Raw genomic sequence first — 4,457 nt, forward strand, 5'->3', positions numbered from 1 at the left:
CCTGCTGCCATATGACTGCCATGCCGCGTTCACAGAGCGCCCGGCTCGCCCGGCTCGCCCGGCGCCTGCGGGAGGAAGTCCTCGACCAGCGGGCGGAGCGTCTCCGGTTCGTCCACCCACGGGTAGTGGCCGACACCGCGCAGCGGGCGCAGCACCGCGTTAGGAAAGGAGTCCGCGACGAGTCCGCCCGCGCGCATCCCCGTGACCGCGTCCAGGTCGCCCGTCACGACCAGCACCGGGCACGCCGCCTCCCGCAGCCGGGCGAGGAGCGCGCGGCGCGTGGGCTCGTCCACGCCCTGCCAGAAGCCCGCGCGCGGTACGGGGTTGAGCTGCGCGGCCTCGGCGCGGGCGTGTGCCTGCTGGGGCTCGCCCCAGCGGCCGTACGCCATGGGGGCGGCGCGCAGCAGCAGTTGGCGCACCTCGTCGAGGTCGGACACCTCCGCCAGCTGGTGCACCGCCACCGAGGCGTCCGGCCACCACGGTTCGGCGATCCGCGCCTCGAAGATCTCCCGTGCGTCGTCCGGAAGTTCGCCCTGGAGACGCGAGCCGGGGCAGACCAGCACCAGGTGCGTGAGGCGCGCGCCGTGCGTGGCCGCGTACGCCTGCGCGGTGGCCGCCGCGGCGTCGTGCGCGAGGAGCGCGAACGCGTCGAGGGCGAGGTGCTCGCGCAGCGCCTCCAGGTCCTCGGCGAGGTTCGGGAACGCGTACGAGGACGGCTCGGGGGCGGGCGGCGAGCCGCCGGTGCCGCGCGCGTCGGGCACGACGAGCGGGCGGTGCGCGTCGAGCCCGCCGAGGTCCCCCAGGTAGACGGCGTCCCGGCCGGGCCCGCCGGCCAGGCAGACGAGCGGCGGGGCAGCCGGGCCGGGGGAGCGGGCGGGCAGGACCCGGTAGTGGAGGTCCGTGCCGTCGTACGAGCGGAAGTACGGCATACGGACCAGCTTGCCCGCTTTCCGACCTGGCCAGGCCGAAGGCGCGCTCGAGGGTCCGGACCGGCGCGCGCCCGTGCCCGCTGCCCCGTACCCGCGAAGTGCCCGCCCGTGCTGCCGTGTGTCAGGGAGTGCTGGATCTTCCGAAGGTCGCCGAGGCGCTGCCGTGGTTCGCCGCATGAGCGGAAGGCGGGCCTTCGGTGTGACCTCGGTCGCACCATCGGGGGGTCTCGGGGCATAGCCCCGAAGGGCGGTGAGGGCACCGGTAGGCTGACGCGGTTCCCGATTGCTGATGGGGAAGACTCGCCTCGACCGGAGCCCGAACCGGAGACCGTGACTACCACCACCTCCTCCCACCACCTCTCACCCGCCTTCCCCGGCCGCGCCCCCTGGGGCACGGCCAACAAGCTGCGTGCGTGGCAGCAGGGGGCGATGGACAAGTACGTCCAGACGCAGCCGCGGGACTTCCTCGCGGTGGCGACGCCGGGCGCGGGCAAGACGACGTTCGCGCTGACCCTCGCGTCCTGGCTGCTGCACCACCACGTCGTGCAGCAGGTGACCGTGGTCGCGCCCACCGAGCACCTCAAGAAGCAGTGGGCGGAGGCCGCCGCGCGGATAGGCATCAAGCTGGATCCCGAGTACAGCGCCGGGCCGCTGAGCAAGGAATACCAGGGCGTCGCCGTCACGTACGCGGGCGTCGGCGTGCGGCCCATGCTGCACCGCAACCGGTGCGAGCAGCGCAAGACCCTGGTGATCCTCGACGAGATCCACCACGCCGGCGACTCCCGCTCCTGGGGCGAGGCGTGCCTCGAGGCCTTCGAGCCCGCCACCCGCCGACTCGCCCTCACCGGCACGCCCTTCCGGTCCGACACCAACCCCATCCCCTTCGTCACCTACGAGGAGGGCAACGACGGGATCCGGCGCAGCGCCGCCGACTACACCTACGGCTACGGCAACGCCCTCGCCGACGGCGTCGTCCGGCCCGTCATCTTCCTCTCCTACAGCGGCAACATGCGCTGGCGCACCAAGGCGGGCGACGAGATCGCGGCCCGGCTCGGCGAGCCCATGACCAAGGACGCCGTCTCCCAGGCCTGGCGCACCGCGCTCGACCCGCGCGGCGACTGGATGCCGAACGTGCTGCGCGCCGCCGACCGGCGGCTCGGCGAGGTCCGCAAGGCCATCCCCGACGCCGGCGGGCTCGTCATCGCCGCCGACCAGGACCAGGCCCGCGCCTACGCCAAGTTGATCCGCGAGATCACCGGGGCCGGGCCCACCGTGGTGCTGTCCGACGACAGCGGCGCCTCCCGGCGCATCGACGACTTCAGCCACTCCGACGACCGCTGGATGGTCGCCGTACGGATGGTGTCGGAGGGCGTCGACGTGCCGCGGCTCGCGGTCGGCGTCTACGCCACCACCATCTCCACGCCGCTGTTCTTCGCGCAGGCGGTCGGCCGCTTCGTGCGGTCGCGGCGGCGCGGCGAGACCGCGTCGGTGTTCCTGCCCACCATCCCCATGCTGCTCGGCTTCGCCAACGAGATGGAGGTCGAGCGCGACCACGTCCTCGACAAGCCGAAGAAGGACGGGGAGGAAGACCCGTACGCCGAGTCCGAGAAGGAGATGGAGGAGGCGAACAAGGAGCAGGACGAGGACACCGGCGAGCAGGACCAACTGCCGTTCGAGGCGCTGGAGTCGGACGCGGTCTTCGACCGGGTGCTGTACGACGGGGCCGAGTTCGGCATGCAGGCACACCCCGGGAGCGAGGAGGAGCAGGACTACCTCGGCATTCCCGGGCTGCTCGAACCCGACCAGGTGCAGCTGCTGCTGCAGAGGCGGCAGGCGCGCCAGATCGCCCACAGCCGCAAGAGGCCTGACGAGGATGCCGACCTCCTCGAACTCCCGGCGGAGCGGCGGCCGGTGGTGACCCACAAGGAGCTGCTGGAGCTGCGCAAGCAGCTGAACACGCTCGTCGGCGCCTATGTCCACCAGAGCGGGAAGCCGCACGGCGTCATCCACACCGAACTCCGCCGCGTCTGCGGCGGCCCCCCGACGGCCGAGGCCACGGCCGGCCAGATCCGCCAGCGCATCGCCAAGGTCCAGGAATGGGCAACCAGAATGAGGTGACGCTCGCGCTGAGCGGTACGCCATGGGGCGGCCGGTCGCGTGAGTTCGGCACCGCCGGGCCACGCCGTCGTGGCCGCTCGCCGTTGCGGCGGAAGAATCCTGGGGACTTCGTCCTCAAACCCCTGAGGCGGTGGCCAGGTCCTTGAGGCGCTGGCCGGACCCCTGGCACGCGGGCCCGCCCCAGAATGTCCCCGCCGCGACGGCGAGCGGCCAGGACGGCGTAGGGCGGCGGTGCCGAGCTTGCCGCGGCCCGGTCCCGGTATACGCGGCCCGGTCCCGGTATATACAGGGGCAAACCCCGCCTGACCTGCCCGGATTCTGGACGGGGCCTTCCGCTGAGCGGACCGGGTCGCTACCTTTCCGGTACCCCACACGCCCCGCGGCAGCGCCGCCGCGGTGTGCAGCCGGTGCCATGCGACGACCGGCGGCCTCTACCGTGCGCTGCCGCTGGGGCCGGTGCCGCGCCCGCCGCGAGATGCCGCCGTCACTCAGACGAGGAGGGGGCGTCGTGACCGCTGAGACGTCTCAAACGCTCGACCGGGGACTGCGCGTCCTCAAGCTGCTCGCCGACACCGACCACGGGCTGACCGTGACCGAGCTGTCCAACAAGCTCGGGGTCAACCGGACCGTGGTCTACCGGCTGCTCGCCACCCTGGAGCAGCACGCGCTCGTACGCCGCGACCTCGGTGGCCGGGCCCGCGTGGGGCTCGGGGTGCTGCGGCTGGGCCGCCAGGTGCACCCGCTGGTGCGCGAGGCCGCGCTGCCCGCGCTGCGCGCGCTCGCCGAGGACATCGGGGCCACCGCCCACCTGACGCTCGTCGACGGCGCCGACGCGCTCGCCGTGGCCGTGGTCGAACCGACCTGGACCGACTACCACGTCGCCTACCGCACCGGCTTCCGGCACTCGCTCGACCGCGGCGCCGCCGGCCGCGCGATCCTCTCCGCCCGGCACAACCCGGGCATCGACCCCGGCTTCTCCCTCACCCACGGCGAACTGGAGACGGGTGCCAGCGGCGCGGCGGCGCCGCTGCTCGGCGTGACCGGTGTCGAGGGCAGCGTCGGCGTGGTCATGCTCGCCGACTCCGTACCGGAACGCGTCGGTCCCCGCGTCGTGGAGGCGGCCCGCGAGGTGGCCGATGCCCTCCGCTGACGCCCTCCGCTGACGCCCGCGCCCACCGTCTCGGGCCCATCGTCTCGGGCCGAGTCGGCGGGCGGTCGCCGTGGCCGTCGCGCCGGGTTCCGGCCCGTTGCGGGCAGGCCGCGGCGCGCCGGGTCGGCGCGGTCGACTAGATTCGCCTGCCTGCCAGCCCTCCCGCCCCCCGCTACCGGTGGGGGCCACTCGCCGCGTACCCAGGAGCCCGTCCCCGGCAGGCGGCGGCGCACACCCGTGCTCGCGCTGTGCGCCCTCCC

3 protein-coding genes are annotated in these 4,457 nt (G+C 73.9%); 2 read left to right on the forward strand and 1 reads right to left on the reverse strand.

What is annotated here, in order from left to right; translation table 11 throughout:
- Positions 1-29 precede the first annotated feature (29 nt).
- Positions 30-929: an alpha/beta fold hydrolase gene (locus AOK16_RS15385; RefSeq protein ID WP_055472815.1), complete on the reverse strand. Its 900-nt coding sequence runs from the start codon at positions 927-929 to the stop codon at positions 30-32.
- Between the two features lie 330 nt (positions 930-1,259).
- Here AOK16_RS15385 and AOK16_RS15390 point away from each other — a divergent pair, with 330 nt between their 5' ends.
- Together AOK16_RS15390 and AOK16_RS15395 are read left to right on the forward strand one after the other, a co-directional pair.
- A complete protein-coding gene (locus AOK16_RS15390) occupies positions 1,260-3,047 on the forward strand; it encodes a DEAD/DEAH box helicase (RefSeq protein ID WP_055472816.1) in 1,788 nt (595 codons plus the stop codon).
- A 508-nt stretch (positions 3,048-3,555) separates the two neighbouring features.
- Complete coding sequence (locus tag AOK16_RS15395) at positions 3,556-4,197, forward strand: IclR family transcriptional regulator (RefSeq protein ID WP_055472817.1); 642 nt, start codon at positions 3,556-3,558, stop codon at positions 4,195-4,197.
- Positions 4,198-4,457 lie beyond the last annotated feature (260 nt).

The sequence above is a fragment of the Streptomyces pathocidini genome, from assembly GCF_001418495.1.
Lineage (GTDB): Bacteria > Actinomycetota > Actinomycetes > Streptomycetales > Streptomycetaceae > Streptomyces > Streptomyces pathocidini.